This window comes from Streptomyces indicus (assembly GCF_900100315.1).
In the GTDB taxonomy this organism is placed as follows: Bacteria; Actinomycetota; Actinomycetes; order Streptomycetales; family Streptomycetaceae; genus Streptomyces; species Streptomyces indicus.
Genome location: NZ_FNFF01000015.1, coordinates 185,934 through 203,447, shown reverse-complemented (window position 1 = coordinate 203,447; position 17,514 = coordinate 185,934). Strand labels below are relative to the sequence as shown.

Annotated in this window: 13 protein-coding genes; 7 read left to right on the top strand and 6 right to left on the bottom strand. The window is 72.5% G+C overall.

Features of this window, described 5'->3' with window-relative positions; genetic code table 11:
* Window positions 1-107: 107 nt before the first annotated feature.
* A complete protein-coding gene (gene pepN / locus BLT97_RS29370; RefSeq protein WP_093615532.1) occupies window positions 108-2,681 on the top strand; it encodes an aminopeptidase N in 2,574 nt (857 codons plus the stop codon).
* A 64-nt stretch (window positions 2,682-2,745) separates the two neighbouring features.
* On the opposite strand, the gene BLT97_RS29365 is transcribed toward pepN, so the two are convergent.
* The 5 genes from BLT97_RS29365 to BLT97_RS29345 form a co-directional block, all read right to left on the bottom strand.
* Window positions 2,746-3,645 (bottom strand): LysR family transcriptional regulator, encoded by a 900-nt coding sequence (locus tag BLT97_RS29365; RefSeq protein WP_093615530.1) that lies wholly within the window; start codon window positions 3,643-3,645, stop codon window positions 2,746-2,748.
* A 57-nt stretch (window positions 3,646-3,702) separates the two neighbouring features.
* Window positions 3,703-4,656 (bottom strand): DMT family transporter, encoded by a 954-nt coding sequence (locus tag BLT97_RS29360; protein ID WP_093615528.1) that lies wholly within the window; start codon window positions 4,654-4,656, stop codon window positions 3,703-3,705.
* Window positions 4,657-4,900: 244 nt separating this feature from the next.
* Complete coding sequence (locus tag BLT97_RS29355; protein ID WP_093615526.1) at window positions 4,901-5,134, bottom strand: hypothetical protein; 234 nt, start codon at window positions 5,132-5,134, stop codon at window positions 4,901-4,903.
* Between the two features lie 91 nt (window positions 5,135-5,225).
* A complete protein-coding gene (gene malQ, locus BLT97_RS29350) occupies window positions 5,226-7,274 on the bottom strand; it encodes a 4-alpha-glucanotransferase (RefSeq protein ID WP_093615524.1) in 2,049 nt (682 codons plus the stop codon).
* 246 nt (window positions 7,275-7,520) lie between these two features.
* Window positions 7,521-7,763: a hypothetical protein gene (locus tag BLT97_RS29345; protein ID WP_093615522.1), complete on the bottom strand. Its 243-nt coding sequence runs from the start codon at window positions 7,761-7,763 to the stop codon at window positions 7,521-7,523.
* A 361-nt stretch (window positions 7,764-8,124) separates the two neighbouring features.
* On the opposite strand from BLT97_RS29345, the gene BLT97_RS29340 reads away from it, so the two are divergent.
* The 4 genes from BLT97_RS29340 to BLT97_RS29325 all read left to right on the top strand — a co-directional run bounded on the left by BLT97_RS29340 (window position 8,125) and on the right by BLT97_RS29325 (window position 13,952).
* A complete protein-coding gene (locus BLT97_RS29340; protein WP_093615520.1) occupies window positions 8,125-11,085 on the top strand; it encodes a glycoside hydrolase family 84 protein in 2,961 nt (986 codons plus the stop codon).
* A gap of 155 nt (window positions 11,086-11,240) precedes the next feature.
* The gene (locus BLT97_RS29335) at window positions 11,241-11,789 is read left to right on the top strand and encodes a PadR family transcriptional regulator (RefSeq protein ID WP_093615518.1); all 549 of its coding nucleotides are present in this window, start codon (window positions 11,241-11,243) and stop codon (window positions 11,787-11,789) included.
* Complete coding sequence (locus tag BLT97_RS29330) at window positions 11,786-12,514, top strand: ABC transporter ATP-binding protein (protein ID WP_093615516.1); 729 nt, start codon at window positions 11,786-11,788, stop codon at window positions 12,512-12,514. Before BLT97_RS29335 ends, BLT97_RS29330 begins: the two co-directional genes overlap by 4 nt.
* The gene (locus BLT97_RS29325; RefSeq protein WP_093615514.1) at window positions 12,507-13,952 is read left to right on the top strand and encodes an ABC transporter permease; all 1,446 of its coding nucleotides are present in this window, start codon (window positions 12,507-12,509) and stop codon (window positions 13,950-13,952) included. Before BLT97_RS29330 ends, BLT97_RS29325 begins: the two co-directional genes overlap by 8 nt.
* 101 nt (window positions 13,953-14,053) lie before the next feature.
* Here BLT97_RS29325 and BLT97_RS29320 read toward each other — a convergent pair whose 3' ends face one another.
* On the bottom strand, window positions 14,054-14,590 hold the full coding sequence (locus BLT97_RS29320) for an HNH endonuclease (protein ID WP_093615512.1): 537 nt from the start codon (window positions 14,588-14,590) through the stop codon (window positions 14,054-14,056).
* Window positions 14,591-14,860: 270 nt separating this feature from the next.
* Here BLT97_RS29320 and BLT97_RS29315 point away from each other — a divergent pair, with 270 nt between their 5' ends.
* Both BLT97_RS29315 and BLT97_RS29310 read left to right on the top strand, forming a co-directional pair.
* Window positions 14,861-15,922, top strand: coding sequence for a mechanosensitive ion channel family protein (locus BLT97_RS29315; protein WP_176953928.1), 1,062 nt, complete (start codon window positions 14,861-14,863; stop codon window positions 15,920-15,922).
* A gap of 354 nt (window positions 15,923-16,276) precedes the next feature.
* Window positions 16,277-17,491 carry an ROK family transcriptional regulator gene (locus BLT97_RS29310; RefSeq protein ID WP_093615508.1) on the top strand — a complete coding sequence of 405 codons (1,215 nt, stop codon included), beginning with the start codon at window positions 16,277-16,279 and terminating at the stop codon, window positions 17,489-17,491.
* Window positions 17,492-17,514: the final 23 nt, after the last annotated feature.

Here is a 17,514-nt window from a genome sequence, read left to right as displayed (position 1 = left end):
GGTCACCCCTCGGGGTGGCCGCCCTTTTCGCGTACGGCGATATCCCGATGCCCGCCCCACCGCCGACGTGGAAGGATGGCCGAAAAGTCCTGAACCGAGGAGACCGCGTGCCCGGCACCAATCTCACCCGCGAAGAGGCGCAGGAGCGTGCGCGCCTGCTCACCGTCGACTCGTACGAGATCGATCTCGACCTCTCCGGTGCGCAGGAGGGCGGCACCTTCACGTCGGTGACGACGGTGCGCTTCGCGTGCGCCGAGCAGAACGCCGAGTCGTTCATCGACCTCGTCGCCGACGCCGTCCACGAGGTGGTGCTCAACGGCAAGTCCCTGGACGTCGCGGCCGTCTTCCGCGACGCGCGGATCGCCCTGCGGCATCTGAAGCAGGGGGACAATGTCCTGAAGGTCGTCGCCGACTGCGCGTACACCAACACCGGCGAGGGCCTGCACCGCTTCGTCGACCCGGTGGACGGACAGGCGTATCTGTACACGCAGTTCGAGGTGCCGGACGCCCGCCGTGTCTTCGCCTCCTTCGAGCAGCCGGACCTCAAGGCCACCTTCCAGTTCACGGTGAAGGCGCCGAGCGGCTGGACGGTGATCTCCAACTCGCCCACCCCGGAGCCGAAGGACGACGTCTGGACCTTCGCGCCCACGCCGCGGATCTCCTCGTACATCACCGCGCTGATCGTCGGCCCGTACCACTCGGTGCACGCCACGTACGAGAAGGGCGACCATAAGGTCCCGCTGGGCATCTACTGCCGGCCCTCGCTCGCCGAGTTCCTCGACGCCGACGCGATCTTCGACGTCACGCGGCAGGGCTTCGACTGGTTCCAGGAGAAGTTCGACTACGCGTACCCGTTCGAGAAGTACGACCAGCTCTTCGTGCCGGAGTTCAACGCGGGCGCGATGGAGAACGCGGGCGCGGTGACCATCCGCGACCAGTACGTCTTCCGCTCCAAGGTGACCGACGCCGCGTACGAGGTGCGGGCCGAGACGATCCTGCACGAGCTCGCCCACATGTGGTTCGGCGACCTCGTGACCATGGAGTGGTGGAACGACCTGTGGCTCAACGAGTCCTTCGCCACGTACACCTCGATCGCCTGCCAGGCCTACGCCGAGGGCTCGAAGTGGCCGCACGCGTGGACCACCTTCGCCAACTCCATGAAGACCTGGGCCTACCGCCAGGACCAGCTGCCGTCCACGCACCCGATCATGGCGGACATCCGCGACCTCGACGACGTGCTCGTCAACTTCGACGGGATCACTTACGCGAAGGGCGCCTCGGTCCTCAAGCAGCTCGTGGCGTACGTCGGCATGGACGAGTTCTTCAGCGGTGTGCAGGCCTATTTCAAGGCCCACGCCTTCAAGAACACCCGCCTGTCCGACCTGCTCGGCGCCCTGGAGGAGACCAGCGGCCGCGATCTGAAGGCCTGGTCGAAGGCGTGGCTGGAGACCGCGGGCATCAACATCCTGCGGCCGCACATCGAGACGGACGCCAACGGCACGATCACCTCCTTCGCCGTACGGCAGGAGGCGCCCGCGCTGCCCGCCGGCGCGAAGGGCGAGCCGACCCTGCGCCCGCACCGCATCGCCATCGGCCTCTACGACCTGGACGACGCGTCCGGCAAGCTGGTCCGCTCCGACCGCATCGAGCTGGACGTGGACGGTGAGATCACCGAGGTGCCCGAGCTCGTCGGCCGCCACCGGCCCGCCGTCATCCTGCTCAACGACGACGACCTGTCGTACGCGAAGGTCCGCCTCGACGCCGAGTCGCTGCGCCATGTCACCCAGCACCTGGGCGACTTCGAGGCCTCGCTGCCGCGTGCGCTGTGCTGGGCCTCGGCCTGGGACATGACCCGCGACGGCGAGCTGCCGACCCGCGAGTACCTGGCCTTGGTGCTCTCCGGCATCGGCAAGGAGTCGGACATCGGTGTGGTGCAGTCGCTGCACCGGCAGGTGAAGCTGGCCCTCGACCTGTACGCGGCGCCGGACTTCCGCGAGGCGGGCCTGGCGCGCTGGACCGAGGCGGCCCTGACGCACCTGCGCGCGGCCGAGCCGGGCGGCGACCACCAGCTGGCGTGGGCGCGGGCGTTCGCGGCCACGGCCCGCACGGAGGACCAACTGGACCTTCTCAAGGGCCTGTTGGAGGGCACGGAGACCATCGAGGGCCTCGCGGTGGACACCGAGCTGCGCTGGGCGTTCGTGCAGCGGCTCGCGGCCACCGGGCGGTACGAGGAGGCGGAGATCGCCGCCGAGTACGAGCGGGACAAGACGGCCGCCGGTGAGCGGCACGCGGCCACCGCGCGCGCCTCGCGCCCGACGCCGGAGGCGAAGGCCGAGGCGTGGTCGTCGGTCATCGACTCCGACAAGCTCCCCAACGCCGTGCAGGAAGCGGTGATCGCGGGCTTCGTGCAGACGGACCAGCGCGAGCTGCTCGCCCCGTACACGGAGAAGTTCTTCGCGGCGGTCAAGGACGTGTGGGCCTCGCGCTCGCACGAGATGGCCCAGCAGATCGCGGTCGGCCTCTACCCGGCGATCCAGGTCGAGCAGGCCACCCTGGACGCGACGGACGCGTGGATCGCCGAGGCGCAGCCGAACGCGGCGCTCGGCCGGCTGATCTCGGAGTCGCGCGCGGGTGTGGAGCGGGCGCTGAAGGCACAGGCGGCGGACGCGGCCGCCGCCTGAGGCGCTCCGGTGCGCTGAACCGAAGCGGTGCGGCTTCCCTCGGTCGAAGGGAGCCGCACCGCTTTCACTTGCGCTCCGCCACTTCCTTGAGCGCATCGAGTACGCGGGCGAGCGCCGGGCCCGACTCGGCTCCCTTGCGCACGGCGGCCACGACATGGCGGCGCGGCTGGTCCCCGCCGATGCTCACGCGCACCACGCCCTCGGCCGTGGCGGCAGCCATCCGGGGCACCAGGGCGACGCCCATCCCGGCCGAGACCATCGCGAGGATCGCGGTCCAGCCCGCCGCGCTGTGCGCCTGCTCCGGGACGAAACCGGCCGCCTCACAAGCGGCCGTGGTGATCTCGGACCAGGGCCCGCTGCCGCCGAAGATCCAGGCCTCCTCGGACAGTTCGGCCAGGCGCACGCTCCGGCGTGCCGCGAGGCGGTGGTCGGCGGGCAGGGCGATGTCGAGGGGATCGGCGAGCAGCGGGACGCGGGTGAACTTCGGGTCGCGGGCGGTGGGTGCGTGCGCGGCGAGCGACAGGGCGAGATCCACGTCCCCGGCGGCGAGCAGCTCGTAGGCCTCGGCGGCCTCCGCCTCCCGCACGCGGACGTCGAGTCCGGGCGCGTCCTCGCGGAGCCTGCGCACGGCGGGTACGACGAGGGCGGGCACGGCGGTGGAGAACGCGCCGATCCGCACCTCCCCCGCCTCGCCCCGCGCATAGCCCGCCAACTCGGCCTCGGCGAGCTCCAGTTGGGCGAACACCGCATCGGCGTGCCGCAGCACGAGATGGGCCGCGTCGGTGAGCCGCACCCGCCGCCCCTGCGCTTCGAGCAGCGGCACGCCGACCTGCTTGGCGAGGTTGGACAGCTGCTGCGAGACGGCCGAGGGGGTCATCAGCAGGGCCTGCGCGGTGGCGGTGACGGTCCCACGCTCACTGAGGGTCCGCAGGATCTGCAACTTCTTGATGTCCCACTCGGTCATGTCCCGCAAGGTATCTCCTCTCCGGGTACGTCAGCCGGGCAGAGCCTCACCGGTACGTCAGCCGGACAGCGCCTTCCTGCTGACCGATCCCAGCACCACCCCGCCCAGGATCAGCACCATGCACAGCACCTGCATCGGCCCCGTCGGCTCGCCCAGGATCAGGTAGGACAGGAGCGCGACGAAGACGGGCTGGAGGTAGTAGACGAGGCCCGCGCGGCCCGCGCCGATCAGGGCGATGGCCTTGTTCCAGGTGAAGAAGGCGATCGCGGAGGAGAAGACGCCCGCGTACAGGAGCGGCGCGACCGTGCCGGGCGTGGGCGTGAAGCCGCCCTGGACGGCCAGGCTCGTGAGGAACACCGGCGTGAGCAGCACCGCACCGACGGCGAAGCTGGTGAACAGGAAGGCGAGTGCGCCCAGTTCGGCCGGGCGGCGGCGCAGGAGCGCGCTGTACGAGGCGAAGCTCAGGGCCGCGGCCAGCATCCACAGGTCGCCGGGCGCGAAGTCAAGCGCGAGCCGGCCCTTGCTGACCAGGAGCAGCACCCCGACGCAGGCGATCAGCATGCCCGCGACCCGGCGCGCACCGAGCCGGGCGCCGCCCAGCTTCTCGTAGACCGTCATGACCACCGGCGACGCGGCCATGATCATGCCCATGTTCCCGGCCGAGGTGGAGATGCCGGCCTGGTAGACGAGGGTGTTGTAGACGGCGATGCCGAGCAGCGAGGCGAGCAGCACGAAGCGCCAGTGGCGCAGGATGATGTGCCGCTCGCGCCAGGCGTGCCGGGCCGCGAAGGGCGCGGCGGCGGTGAGCGCGATGATCCAGCGCCAGTAGGCGTGCTGCACGGGCGGGACCGTGTCGGCGAGGGCGCGGGCGCCGATGAAGCTCCCCGACCAGACCACCGTCGCGGCGAGCGCGAACAGCAGGCCGACGGTGGCGGTGCGGCCCGCCTTCCCCTTCGGCTGCGCCGGCGTCGCGGTCGCCTGGTTGGTGCGTACGCGGTCGAGGACTGCCATCTCGTATCCCTGGCCCAACTGCCCCGGTGCGGGGCGGTAGTCGTGTGCTTGCGGGATCAAGACTGACAGCGGACCGTTGCGTAGGTCCATCGAAAAGAATCGACGGTTCTTTTAAGGAAAACCGAACGAATGCGAGTCGCCGGAAGAATACGGGTCGCCGGAGGACGGGCACGCGAAAGCGCCCCCCGGCTCCGGGCACAGGCGGAGCCGGGAGGCGCTCCCGGAGTTCAGGTGAGGGTGCGGGTCAGCCCTGCTGCTTGCGGGACTTGTCCCCGACCATGACCAGACCGGCGATCACGAGGAACAGCACGATCGGGGCCACGACGAACAGACCGAGCGTCTCCATGACGGAGAGGCCGGTACCCGGGTCGTCGCCGTCGTCGCGGGTCAGCGCGAGCGCGGGGGACGACATCAGCAGCATCATCAGCGTCGTACCGGCTGCTACGGCGCCGGCGCGCAGGGCGTTCTTCTTGTCCACGGTGCCAACCTAGCGAATGCCTTCCGGGGGCGCGCGCCCGGGGTGCCGCTCGGGTGCCGGGACGGCAGGGCGGGGCCCGGCAGGGGCCGGGCTAGGACTCCCCCCGTACCGCCGCCATGAACGCGTGCAGCCGCGGCGAGGCCGCCAGCTCCTCCAGACTCATGACCCGCCCGTCGGCCCCTGTGACGGGGACGCGCCAGTTCGGGTACTGGTCCCAGGTCCCGGGCACGTTCTGCGGCCGCAGGTCGCCCACCGCGTCCGGCAGCCAGATCCCGGTGAGCCGGGCCGGGGTGCGGCGCAGGAGACGGTACAGCGCCTGGATCTCCGTCTCCTGGTTGCCCTCGGCGTCCAGGCCCAGCGCGGCCGCGAGGCCCAGCCACTCGCGCACCTCCGTGCTCTCCGCCGCGAGCTCGGCGGTGAGCGGACCGGGCAGGAGGCCGAGGCGGTGGCGCAGGCGGACGTGGTCGCCGGTGAGCTTCGCGGCCGTGGACGGCAGGTCGTGGGTGGTGACCGTGGCGAGGCAGTCCGCACGCCAGCGGTCCGGGGGCAGCGGACGCCCGTCGTGCTCCCAGTCGCGCTCGAACCAGAGCACCGAGGTGCCGAGGATCCCCCGCGCGGCCAGGGCCTCGCGCACCCCGCGCTCCACGGTGCCGAGGTCCTCGCCGATGACCACAGCGCCCGCCCGGTGGGCTTCCAGCACGAGCAGCGCGAGCAGGGCCTCGGCGTCGTAGCGGACGTACGCGCCGTCCGTGGGCGGGTGGCCCTCGGGGATCCACCAGAGCCGGAACAGGCCCATGACGTGGTCGATCCGCAGCGCCCCCGCGTGCGCGAGCAGCCCGCGCACGAGCGCGCGGAAGGGCGCGTAGCCGCACTCGGCGAGCCGGTCGGGGCGCCAGGGCGGCAGCCCCCAGTCCTGGCCGCCCGCGTTGAAGGCGTCCGGGGGCGCGCCCACGGAGGTGCCGTGCGCGTACAGGTCGCCGTGCGCCCAGGTGTCCGCGCCGTCGGGGTGCACGCCGACGGCGAGGTCGTGGATCAGGCCGAGGGCCATGCCGGCCTCGCGGGCCGCCGCCTGGGCCGCGCCCAGCTGGCTGTCGGTGAGCCAGACCAGCCGGCTGTGGAAGTCGATCCGGTCCATCAGCTCGCGTGCGGCACGGGCGGTCGCCGCCGAGCGCGGGTCGCGCAGCTCCGCGGGCCAGGCTCGCCAGTCGGGGCCGTGGCGTTCGGCGAGGGCGTACCAGGTGGCGTGCCGTTCCAGGTCGTCGCCGGCCGCGGCGAGGAAGTCGCAGTAGGCGGCACGGCGGCCGGGTCCCAGCGGCACGGCCGCGATCCGTTCCAGGGCACGGGACTTGAGGGCCCACACCGCGTCCCGGTCGATCAGCGCGCCCTTGCCGAGCACCGACTCCCGTAAGGCGGCGGCCTCTTGGAGCAGGGCGTCGGTCTCCGCCCGGTCGTCGGGCGGCAGATAGGCGTACTCGGGGATGTCCTCGACGCGCAGGTGCACGGGGTCCGGGAAGCGGCGGGACGAGGGGCGGTACGGGGAGGGGTCGGTGGGGCGGTCCGCGGTGCCGGGGACCGCCGCGTGCAGCGGGTTGACCTGGAGGAAGCCGACGCCCAGCGAACGGCCCGCCCAGGCGGCGAGTTCGGCGAGGTCACCGAGGTCACCCATGCCCCAGGAGCGGTGCGAGAGCAGGGAGTAGAGCTGGACGAGCAGGCCGTGGTGGCGGCCGGAGGGGGCGGGTGCGCGCTCCGGGGCGACGATCAGGTGGCTGGAGGAGGCGCGCCCGTCCGGCGTCTCGGCCGTCAACTGGTGTACGCCGTACGGGAGTTGTGGCAGTTCACCCGTCCAGGTGCACTCGACCGGGGCGTCGCCTCCCTCGGGGGCGACCCGGATCAGGGTGCCGTGCGGCAGCGCGTCGAAGGCGGCCGCGCCCGCGACCACCGTCTCGGGCAGGGCGCGTCCGCGGCGCCGCGCGTGCACCGCGGACGCCGCGGCGTCCACCGCCTCCTCACTCGAGGTGTCCACGCCGAAGGCCGCGAGCGCGGCCCGCAGCGCCTCCTGGGACACCGGCTGCCGGGTGTCCGGCGCGGGTTCGTAGGAGGAGTCGATGCCGTACAGCGCTGCGAGCCGGGCCAGGGACATCGGCGCCCCATCCGTCGTAGGGGTAGAGGTCGGGTCCGCTCCGCGCCGTTCGGGCTGACGCGTCCGTCCGCCGTGCGGGTCCGCTCTCTGTCGTACGGAACTTTCCGGCCGTACGGAATAGGGCGGGGCACGGCAAAGGCGGGCGGGCGAGCCGGGCAGAGCGGACCGCACGACCCGAAGGGGCGGCAATCCACCCGCAATTGACCGTATTTGTGCGCTGCGAAACGTGCCCGCCCGTACGGGAACTCAGGCGACGGCGGAGGCCGTGCCGAACGCCGTGGGTTCGCTGGTCAGGTGTGCCTCGTCGGCGAGCGGGGGCTCGCTGGTCAGCGGCGTCTCGTCGGCCAGGGGCGGCTCACTGGTGAGCGGCGCCTCGACGGAGAACTGGCCGTACGGCACGGAGTCGGGGTCGGAGACCTGTGACAGGTCCGGCTGCTCGGGCAGTTCCGCGTGTTTGGACAGGGCGTCGAACAACAGCTGAGCGCTCACCCAGGGCCTCCTTGGTCGGTGGGTCGGTCCCGTTCGGTGTGATCGGCAGAGGGTCAGCCCTACCCGCAGCTCGCGGGCCCATGCGCGGAACGTGGCGATGGTCACATGGCGACGGTGCCGTCCCGAAGCGTGAGTTGCCGCCTGCGCCACCGCGCCGATCCGGAAATTCCCGGCGGGGCAAACCCGGCACAATGGCCTCTCGCATTGACACTGTCACCACCGCGGTGGTGGGCTCGACACCATCCGGAACCCTGCCGTCAGGGAGCCGCGGCAACCGGCTCCCGGACGTGTGCGGGACCTGAAAAGAAGGGCGGGAGAAGCCGTGCTGGTCCGGCGATCGAAGGGTCGGTCGAAGAGTGCGGTGGCACTCGCTGCCGCAGTCATCGGCGGTCTGCTCGGCGGTGCGCCCGGAGCGCTCGCCGACCCGCCCGAACCAGGTCTGAACGCGCCCGACCGCGAGACGGATTCCTCGCTGCCCGCCGTCTGGCCGCGTCCGCACTCGCTCCAGTCCGCCGGCGCTCCCGTGCCGGTGACCGAGCAGGTGTTCCTGCTCGCGGACGAGAAGGCCGACCCGTATGCGATCGAGGCCCTGCGCACCGTGCTGCGCGCGGCCGGCGCCCGGCAGATCACCGAGGTGACGGACGCGGACCGGCTGCCGGGCCCCGGCCTCCTCGTGCGCGCCGCCCGCGACCGTGGCCCCGCCGGTCCCTCCGTACTGCCCCCGCGCAGCGACCCCGCAGGCACCGACTTCGCGCTGCGCGCCCTGAAGGTGACCGAGCGGGGCGACCTGCCCCCCGGCGGCTACCGGATCGGGGTCGGCAAGGTCGAAGGCAGGGACACGGTGGCGCTCTCCGGCGTCGGCGAGGACGGTCTCTTCCACGCGGTGCAGACGCTGCGCCAGCTGGTCGTGGACGGGCGGTTCGCGGGCGTCCGCGTACGGGACTGGCCGGCCGCGGCGGTACGCGGCACGACCGAGGGGTTCTACGGCACCCCGTGGACCACCGAGGAGCGCCTGGAGCAGCTGGACTTCCTCGGCCGCACCAAGCAGAACCGCTATGTGTACGCGCCGGGCGACGACCTGTACCGGCAGGCCAAGTGGCGCGAGCCCTACCCGGCCGCGCAGCGCGCCGACTTCCGCAGGCTGGCCGAGCGCGCCCGCGCCAACCATGTGACGCTCAGCTGGGCCGTGGCGCCGGGACAGGCGATGTGTCTGTCGTCCGAGGACGACACCAAGGCGCTGCTCAAGAAGATCGACGCGATGTGGGCGCTGGGTGCGCGCGCCTTCCAACTCCACTTCCAGGACGTCTCGTACAGCGAATGGCACTGTGACGCGGACGCCCGTGCGTTCGGTTCGGGACCGGAGGCGGCGGCGAAGGCGCAGGCACGCGTGGCGAACGCGGTCGCGAAGCACCTGGCCGCACGGCACCCGGAGGCGGCCCCGCTGACGCTGCTGCCGACCGAGTACTACCAGGACGGCTCGACCGAGTACCGCGAGCGGCTCGCGCGGGAGCTGCACGACGGGGTGCAGGTCGCCTGGACGGGCGTCGGGGTCGTGCCGAAGACCATCACGGGACGCGAACTGGCCGGTGCGCGGCGGGCGTTCGGCGGCCACGACCTGGTCACGATGGACAACTACCCGGTCAACGACTTCGCCGAGGACCGGATCTTCCTCGGTCCGTACGACGGGCGCGAGCCCGCCGTGGCCACCGGCTCCGCGGCGCTGCTCGCCAACGCGATGCAGCAGCCGACGGCCTCGCGCATCCCGCTGTTCACGGCCGCCGACTACGCCTGGAACCCGCGGGGTTACCGGCCCGGCGACTCCTGGCGTGCGGCGATCGCCGATCTCGCGGGCGGCGACGCGCGCGAGCGCGAGGCGGTGGGCGCGCTGGCCGGCCATGACGCCTCCTCGGTGCTCGGCGCGCAGGAGTCGGCGTATCTGCGGCCGCTGATCGACGCGTTCTTCGCGGCGCGCGCCACGACGGACGCCGACCGCCTGGACCGCGCGGCCGCCCGCCTGAAGGACGCGTTCACGGTGATGCGCGAGACCCCGGCCCGCCTGGAGTCCACGGACCTCGGCCGTGAAGTGCGGCCGTGGACCGAGCAGTTGGGACGGTACGGCGAGGCGGGCGAGCAGGCCGTCGACCTGCTCCTCGCGCAGGCCGGAGGCAGGGGCGAGGAGGCGTGGCGCGCGGCGCGGCGGCTGGAGTCGCAGCGCGCGGCCCTGAAGTCCGCGCGGGCGACGGTGGGCGAGGGCGTGCTCGACGCCTTCCTCGACCGGGTGCAGGAGGAGGCCGCGGCCTGGACCGGCGCCGGCCGCTCGCACGGCAAGGACAAGCACTCCGGGGACGCGAAGGCGCCGGTGGAGCGCCCGGACGGGGACACCCTGAAGCTCCCCCGCCCCCGCCCGCTCGACGCGGTCACCGTCATGACGGACCCGGGCACGCGCGGCACCCTGGAGGCGCACGTCCCCGGCAAGGGCTGGGTGACGCTCGGCGAGGTGTCGGAGAGCGGCTGGACCGAGGCGCACGGACCGTCCGGCGCCGAGGTGGACGCCCTGCGGGTGGTCTGGCAGGGCGAGCGGGGACGTGTGGAACACCTCGTGCCCTGGTACGCGGACGGCCCCGCCGCGGCCCTGAAGCTGTCGCGTTCCGAACTCGACGTGGAGATCGGTGGCGCGCCCCGGCGGATCGCGGCCCGGCTGACCTCGCAGCGCCCGGAGGCGGTGAGCGGCCGGGTCACAGCGAATCCGCCGAAGGGCATCGAGGTGCGCACCCCGCGCTCCTCGACCCTCCCCCGCGGCACCGGGATCGACGTGCCGGTGGAGATCACCGTGCCGGCGGACACGCCCTCGGGCACGTACGAGATCCCGGTGACCTTCGGCTCGCAGACGCGGACGCTGACCGTACGGGCGCATCCGCGCGTGGCCGGCCAGGACCTGGCGCGCACCGCGAAAGCATCCTCCTCCGCGGACGAGACCCCGGACTTCCCCGCGGCGGACGCCAACGACGGTGATCCGGCGACCCGTTGGTCCTCACCGGCCGAGGACGGCCAGTGGTGGCAGATGGAACTGGCCTCCCCGGCCCGCATCGGCCGGGTGGTCCTCCGCTGGCAGGACGCGTACGCCTCGCGCTACCGCGTGCAGGTCTCGTCCGACGGCCGGGTCTGGCGCACGGCGGCCACGGTGCGGGACGGCCGCGGCGGACGCGACGCGGTCGGCCTCGACGCGCGGGACGTGCGGTTCGTGCGGGTGCAGACCGACGAGCGGGCCACCGAGTACGGGGTGTCGCTGTGGTCGGTGGAGGCGTACGCGGTCGCGGAATAGTGCGGCCCAACTGCACTACAGACAGGGCGGATTGAGGCGTTCGGCCCCGATCCGCCCTGTTTCTGCACCCGTTGATCCGGAACCCCGTCCCTCACTTCCCGCCTGATTCCGGCCAGCTATTCACTGAGTACATATCGCGGGTACATAGTGGAGCCATGAGCACCCGCCATGTCCTGCTCGGTCTGCTCTCCGCGGGCCCGAGCCACGGTTACGACCTGAAGAAGCGCCATGACGAGCGCTTCCCGCAGGCGCGCCCGCTGGCGTACGGGCAGGTCTACACGACCCTGCAACGGCTGGTGCGCGACGGGCTCGCCGAGGTCGAGGGCACCGACGCCGACGGCGGACCCGAGCGCACCCACTACCGCTCCACCGACAAGGGCTCGGTCGAACTCGCCCACTGGCTGGCCGAGATCACCCCGCCCGCCCCCTTCGTGACCAACGACATCTTCGCCAAGGTCGTCGTGGCGATACTCGCCGAGGCGGCCGGCGAACCGGCCGACCCCGCGGCCTACCTGCGCGCCCAGCGCACCGCCCACATGGCGCGGATGCGGGAGCTGACCGCGCTCAAGACCGCGCCGGGCGCGGACCTCGCGACGGTGCTCTCCGCCGATTACGCGCTCAGCCATCTCGACGCCGATCTGCGGTGGATGACCACCACAGCGGGCCGGCTCGCCGCTCTCACCGAGGAGATCAGGAACGTATGACCACATCGACACCGCCCTTGATCACCGCACGCGGGCTCGAGAAGGCCTACGGCAGGACCGAGGCCCTGCGCGGCGCCTCCGTCTCCCTCGGCGCCGGCGAGATCCTCGCCGTCACGGGCGCGAGCGGCAGCGGCAAGTCCACGCTCCTGCACTGCCTCGCGGGGATCGTCACGCCCGACAGCGGGAGCGTGGAGTACGCGGGGACGCGGATCGACGGGCTTTCGGAGGCCCGGCGGACCGAGCTGCGGCGCACCGACTTCGGGATCCTGTTCCAGTTCGGCCAGTTGATCCCCGAGCTGTCGGCCCTGGACAACGTCGCGCTGCCGCTGCTGCTCGCGGGGGCGCGCCGGACCGCGGCCCACGAGCAGGCCTCCGACTGGCTCGGGAAGTTCGGGGTGTACGGGCAGGCGCGGCTGCGGCCCGGCGAGATGAGCGGCGGGCAGGCCCAACGCGTGTCGCTGGCACGGGCGTTGGTGACCGGTCCCAAGGTGGTGTTCGCGGATGAGCCGACCGGCGCCCTGGACAGCCTCACCGGAGAGCAGGTGATGACCACGCTCGTGCAGTCGGCCCGCGAGAGCGGCAGCGCGGTCGTGCTCATCACGCACGACGCCCAGGTGTCCGCGTACGCGGACCGTGAAGTGGTGCTGCGCGACGGTGTGGTGAGGGCCGACGAGCCCTGGGCCGCCGAGCACTTCAGCACGGCGGAGGTGCGGGGCAATGACTGACCTCGCTCCCCCGCGCACCGCCCTGCCCGGGCCCTCGCGCGGCGGTCTGCGCGGGCACACCCGGCTCGCGGTGATCCTGCTGCGCGGATCCAACCGGCGCGAGTGGTGGCGGATCGGGCTCACCGGCTTCGGTGCGCTGCTCGCCACGGTGTTCGGGCTGGCCGCGGTGCTCGTCGCGTCGATCTCCTGGGACGACCGCGCGCAGACCGGATCCGACCTGCTCCTGACCAGCGGCCGCTACAGCATCCCGGTGCTCAACGACCCGGGCGTGCGCCCCGGCTTCGCCTTCGCCATCGGCATGCTGCTCGTGCCCGTGCTCGGTTTCCTGGCCCAGACCACGCGGGTCGGCGCCGTGCACCGCGACCGCCGCTTCGCCAACCTGCGGCTCGCGGGCGCCACACCCCGCCAGGTCCGCTCCCTCGCGGCGGTGGAGGCCGGCCTCACCTGTCTCGTGGGCGCGGTGGCGGGACTGCTGCTCTTCCTCGGCGTGCACGCCCTGGCCGGGCGGCTTCAGGCCGGTGACGAGACGCTGCACTGGCCCAGCGACGTGGCCGTCGACTGGCCGCTCTTCCTCGGCGTCACCCTCGCCGTGCCGCTGGCCGTCACGCTCCTGAGCGTCCTGGTCCTGCACCGGGTCGTGACCTCGCCGCTCGGGGTGGTGCGCCGTGCGCGCAAGCAGCGCAGCCGCGGGTTCTACGTGGTGTTCGTGCTGTGCACGGCGGGTGCGTACGCGACGGTGCAGGTAGGCCTGGAGGCGGACTTCGTGAGCGCGTTCTTCCCGGTGCTCGCCCTGGTGGCCGTCGTCCTGGTGGGCCTGGGCGCCGTGGCCTCCGCCGCCGCCTTCGCCCGGTCGATGGGCGGCGCGCTGCTCGAGCGCGCGCAGCGTCCCGACGTCCTGATCGCGGCGGGCCGCCTCAAGGCCGACCCCTGGGCCTCGGCCCGCGTCCACGGCACGCTGCTGCTGATCACAGTCGCCGGAGTGATCCTCGTCGGGGTCCGCGCCCTGATCCTGGGCGAGGTCGACCGCTACGGCGGTGACGACGAGGACTACTACTCCAGCGGCATCAACCTGGTCGCGTGCGCCTTGGCCGTCGCTGCCGTCGTCGCCTTGCTCGCCCTGGTCACGGGCACCGCCGAATCACTGATCACCCGGCGCCGCGCGCTCGCCGCACAGTCCGCCGCAGGGGTGCCGCACTCCGTGCTGCGCCGGGCGGTCCTCCTGGAGACCGCGCTGCCGCTCGCCCCCGCGCTGGCCGTCGCCGGCATCGGCGGTACGGCCCTGTACCTCGCGTACGGCGGCCTGATGGGGCAGCCGCTCCCGCTGGCCTCGACCCTGCTCGTGCCGGTCGCGGTGTACGCCGCCTGCCTGCTGGCCACCACCTGCACCCTGCCCCTCCTGCGCCGCACCCTGCACCCTGCGGAACTCCGCTACGAATGACCTCACCCGAGGGGGGAACACGGACGGGGTGCCGCCACCGACGGCGGCACCCCGTCTCCGTATCCGAAGAGAAAAGGGCACACAAAAACCCGGATCAAAGATCAGGCAGAGATGCCGTCGATCCGGGCCATCGCATCGTCCGCGCCATATGGCTGCAGGTACGGCAGCCAGCGCGGGTCCCTATGCCCGGTGCCGATGATGCGCCAGGCGAGACCGGTGGGCGGGGCCGGTTTGTGGCGCAGGCGCCAGCCGATCTCGACCAGGTGGCGGTCCGCCTTGACGTGGTTGCAGCGGCGGCAGGACGCCACCACGTTGTCCCAGACGTGCCGGCCTCCCCGGCTCTTGGGGATCACGTGGTCGACGCTGGTTGCGACGCCACCGCAGTAGACACAGCGCCCGCCGTCGCGGGCGAAGAGAGCGCGCCGGGTGAGCGGAACGGGCCCCCGGTAAGGGACCCGCACGAAGCGCTTCAGCCGGACGACGCTGGGAGCCGGGATGGTACGGGTCGCGCTGTGCAGGAATGCGCCGGATTCCTCGAGGCACATGGCCTTGTTCTCGAGGACGAGGACGAGAGCGCGGCGGAGCGGTACGACGCCGAGCGGCTCGTACGACGCGTTGAGGACCAGGACATGCGGCACCGATGCCTCCTAATACGCCGGCGGCGCGTGGCTCGCGCCGGGACGATCTGTAGTCAGTCTCCCCTCATGGCTGGTCGAAGCGCCACCATGTCCCGGTAACGGGCTCGGAGTGTTTTCGACCACACTCTGTACATCCCCAGGTGAGGAGCGTCTCTCCCACCCGCATGGCAACGATCCACGCACAATGCCCCGTTAGTGTGGTTGGTCTGCCCGCGCACCATCGCCGACGCTGTCCGGCGGGCAGACCGCTACACCGTGGAGGTCCCTGCCGTGTTGTTGTCCGTTCTCGCGGCCGCCGGTCCCAGCGCGCCGCCGTCGATCCAGGACGCCCAGGAGCAGGCGGAGAACGCCGCCGGCTGGGTCGAGGAGAACTGGTCGACGTGGCTGTCCGTCGGGCTGCGCGTGCTGCTCATCCTCGTGATCGCGATCGTGCTGCGGCACTTCGTCCGCAAGGCGATCACCAAGCTCATAGAACGGATGAACCGCACCGTCCAGGCGGTGGACGGCACCGCGCTCGGCGGGCTGCTCGTGAACGCCGAGCGGCGCCGGCAGCGCTCCGAGGCCATCGGCTCCGTGCTGCGCTCCATGGCGACCTTCCTGATCCTCGGCACCGCGGCGCTGATGGTCCTCGGCGCGTTCGAGATCGACCTCGCGCCGCTGCTCGCCTCGGCCGGTGTGGCCGGTGTGGCACTCGGTTTCGGTGCGCGCAACCTGGTGACGGACTTCCTCTCCGGTGTGTTCATGATCATCGAGGACCAGTACGGGGTCGGTGACACCATCGACGCGGGCGTGGCCTCCGGCGAGGTCATCGAGGTCGGCCTGCGCGTGACGAAGCTGCGCGGGGACAACGGCGAGATCTGGTACGTGCGCAACGGCGAGGTCAAGCGGATCGGGAACCTGTCGCAGGGCTGGGCCACCGCGATGGTCGACGTGACGGTCCGCCCGGACGAGGACCTCGACAAGGTGAAGGCCGTGCTGACCGAGGTCGGCGAGGAGATGGCGAAGGACGAGCCCTGGAACGAGCGGCTGTGGGGCCCGGTCGAGGTGCTCGGCCTCGACGCCGTCTACCTGGACTCGATGGTCGTACGGGTCTCCGCGAAGACCATGCCGGGCAAGGCGCTCGGGGTGGAGCGCGAGCTGCGCTGGCGGATCAAGCGGGCGTTCGACGCGGCGGGGATCCGGATCGTGGGCGGGCTGCCGCCGGCGGTCGAGGAGGCGGCCGGGCCCGATCCGGCGGCGGGGGTTGCGGCGCCGTCTGCTTATGCCTCGCCCACGTCTCCGCAGTCGGTGGCGGCTACGCCGTTGGCTCCGCCGCCGAATATGGCCAAGTAGCGATTCGCCGCTTGCGGTGCTTTGGGCCCCCTCCTGGTAGAGGCCCTTCTTCTTTTGGGGCTCCGCCCCAAGCCCGGCGAGGGCTGCACCCCTGACACCCCCGGCCAACTGTCGGTCGGCGCAGGTGTATCAGGTGCCGTCCGGCGGGGTGCCGCTGTGCCCACCCGTGCCGCCCTGCGGCACGACTGCCCACAGCTACGGAGACCGATAACGACTTGGTTTCCGCCCTCGCACCGACCCTTGACGGCCCCCAGCCCCCCGCTGCTAACTTCGCCGCAAGCGATAGGAAACCTTCCTAACAGACAGCCGGGTACCGTTCCCCGCGTCGTGAGGAGGGCCGGGCGAGGGAGCACCATGGCTGGAAACCCGCCGGGGACACCCGGTACCCCCAAGGTGTTGCGTGCCATGAACGACCGGGCCGCGCTCGATCTGCTGCTCGCCCACGGCCCCTTGTCCCGTACGAGGATCGGCAAGCTCACCGGCCTGTCCAAGCCCACCGCATCCCAGCTGCTCGCCCGGCTCGAAGCGGCGGGTCTGGTCGTGGAGACCGGGACGAGCGAGGGGCGTCCAGGACCCAGCGCCCAGCTCTACGCGGTCAACGCGGGCGCGGCCCACGTGGCCGGTCTCGACGTCACCCCGGAGCGGATCCTCGCCGCCGTCGCCGACATCACGGGGACGACCGTCGGCGAGTACGAGCTGCGCACCCCGGGCCGTTCCGGCAAGAGCGTCGTACGGCAGGTGCTCGACGCGCTGGACGGCGCGGCGAAGGCCGCCGGGCTCGCCCGCCCCGACCTGCACCGCGTCGTGATCGGCACCCCGGGCGCCTTCGACCCCAACACCGGGCGCCTGCGCTACGCCAGCCACCTGCCGGGCTGGCACTCCCCCACGCTGCTCGACGAGCTGGCGGCCGCGCTGCCGATGCCCGTCGAGTACGAGAACGACGTGAACCTCGCGGCCATCGCCGAGCAGCGGCTCGGCGCCGCCCGCGAGCACGGCGACTTCGTGCTCCTGTGGAGCGAGGACGGCCTCGGTGCCGCGCTCGTGATCGGCGGCCGGCTGCACCGCGGCTGGACCGGCGGCGCGGGCGAGGTCGGCTTCCTCCAGGTGCCCGGCACACCCGTGGTCCGCCAGGTCACCAAGACCGGCAGCGGCGGCTACCAGGAGCTGGCCGGTGCGCAGGCGGTGCCCCGTATCGCCAAGACCCTCGGCATCGAGACCCCCGAGACGCCGTACGCCGAGGTCGCGGCCGGACTCCTGCGGCACGCCGCCGAGGGCGGCAGCGGCGACGAGCGGTACGCGGAGCTGCTGCGGCAGACCGCGCAGCGGCTCGCGACCGGTCTGTCCTCGGTGGTCTCGGTGCTCGACCCCGAACTCGTCGTCCTGTCCGGCGGAGTGCTCACCGCCGGCGGTGAGCCGCTGCGCACGCTGATCCAGGACGAGCTCGCCGAGCTGGCCGCCGCCCGGCCCAAGCTCGTGCTCGGCGAGGTGCAGCAACTCCCCGTCCTGCGCGGCGCGTTGGAGAGCGCGCTCGCCGACACCCGCGACGAGGTCTTCGACACCTCTCGCTGACCCAGCACCGCACCACGACCCAC